Annotated in this window: 1 protein-coding gene; it reads right to left on the bottom strand. The window is 75.3% G+C overall.

Annotation, left to right across the window (positions count from 1 at the left end; translation table 11 throughout):
• Positions 1 to 123: 123 nt before the first annotated feature.
• Positions 124 to 855, bottom strand: a complete 732-nt coding sequence (locus tag ACZ6D7_RS35755) for a nucleotidyltransferase family protein (protein ID WP_469500127.1) — start codon at positions 853 to 855, stop codon at positions 124 to 126.
• Positions 856 to 1,730: the final 875 nt, after the last annotated feature.

Genomic DNA, 1,730 nt, shown 5'->3' with positions numbered 1-1,730 from the left:
ACCCCCCCCCCCCTCCCTACCCCCCCCCCCCCCCCCCCCCCCCCCCCCCTCCCCCCCCCCCCCCCCCCCCCCCCCCCCCCCCCCCCCCCCCCCCCCCCCACCCCCGTTCTGCCTGCCCGGCTGTCAGCGACCCAGCGCCGCGAGTTCCTTCGCGGCCTCGGTGAGGTCCTTCGCCGTGTCGATCGCGCGCCAGTACGCACCCTGGGGGATGGGGAACCCGGCCAGCCGCCGCTCGCGGGCCAGGTGCGGGAACGTGGTCCGCTCGTGGTCGCCCCGCTCAGGGAGCAGCCCGGCGAACTCGGGGGAGAAGACGTAGACGCCCGCGTTGATCTCGTACGTCGTCGGCGGGGCCTCGATGAAGTCGGTGATGTGGCCGAAGCCGTCCGTCTGCACGGCGCCCCAGGGGATACGGGGCCGGGCGAGGGCGAGGGTGGCGACGGCGTCGCGCTCGGTGTGGAAGTCGGCCATCTCGCGCAGCGAGAAACGGGTCCAGATGTCGCCGTTGGTGGCGTACCAGGCGCGGTCCGGGTGGGGCAGGTGAGCGGCCGCGTACTTCAGGCCGCCGCCGCGGCCGAGGGGCTCGGTCTCGACGACCGTGGTGACCTTCACGGGCAGGTCGGCGGAGTTCAGCCAGTCCTGGAGGACCTCGGCGAGGTGTCCGCAGGAGATGACGACGTCCGTGACGCCCTCCTCGGCGAGCCAGCCGAGCTGGTGCCCGATGATCGGCGTCCCCGTGCCGGGGATCTCCACCATCGGCTTGGGCCGGTCATCGGTGTACGGCCGCAACCGCGACCCCTGGCCACCGGCCAGGACAACGGCTTGCGTGGGACGGGACGCGGCGTGCGGGTGAGTCATGGCGGCACTGTACGCGCCGCGGGTTTCGGGGGTGGGGGAGTGGGGGTGGCTTGTGGGCTGGGGGAGGTGTGCAGGGTGGGGCCTGGCTGGCGGGGGTGGTGGGCTGGAGGGCTCGCGGGTTGGGTGGGCCGGCGTCGGCTGCAGGGGCGGCCTGCTCGGTGACGAGGGGCCGGTTGCCGACCGGGTCGGGCAGGCCCGAGGGGGCGGATGGGCCACGGTCGGCGGTCGCACCGGACAAGTGGGGCCGAGCCGGAGGGCTCACGGCCGGCTGAGTGAGAGCTGCGGGGCCGTCGCTCGGCTCAGCCGCGCTCGTGGGTCGATCGGGCCTGGGCGATCGGCTTGCCGGCCTCGCGGCATGGCCTACTGGCCGTTCGCTGAGGGGTTTGGCATGCCCCCTGACTCGGTGCTCCAGGGTTGTCGGGACCGTCGGTGGGCTGGCCGGGCTGGCCGGGCTGGCCGGGCTGGCCGGGGTGGCCAGGCTGCGGTCTGGCGGTTCAGCGGGCTTGGGCTGTCAGGTCGTCCACTCGCACAGCGCTCCTGGGGTCTGAGTGCACCGGGCGGGTGGCTGGGCGGTTGACCGGGGGCCGCAGGGTGGGTGGGGTTCGGGCAGGGGCTGCTGTCTCGGTGTTCTGGGGCTGTCGGGTCCGTCGGTCGGGGCTGTGGGGCTGCCGGCTGATGGGGCCTGGGGTGCCGGGTTTACCGGCCGCGGGCTCGGGCGTACTGAGTGCACCGGGCGGGTGGCTGGGCGGTTGACCGGGGGCCGCAGGGTGGGTGGGGTCCGGGCAGGGGCTGCTGTCTCGGTGTTCTGGGGCTGTCGGGTCCGTCGGTCGGGGCTGTGGGGCTGCCGGCTGATGGGGCCTGGGGTGCCGGGTTTC

It is taken from the genome of Streptomyces sp. NPDC041784, assembly GCF_055591025.1.
The sequence above is the reverse complement of the archived record's forward strand: the minus strand, read 5'-3'. Positions and strand labels throughout refer to the sequence as shown.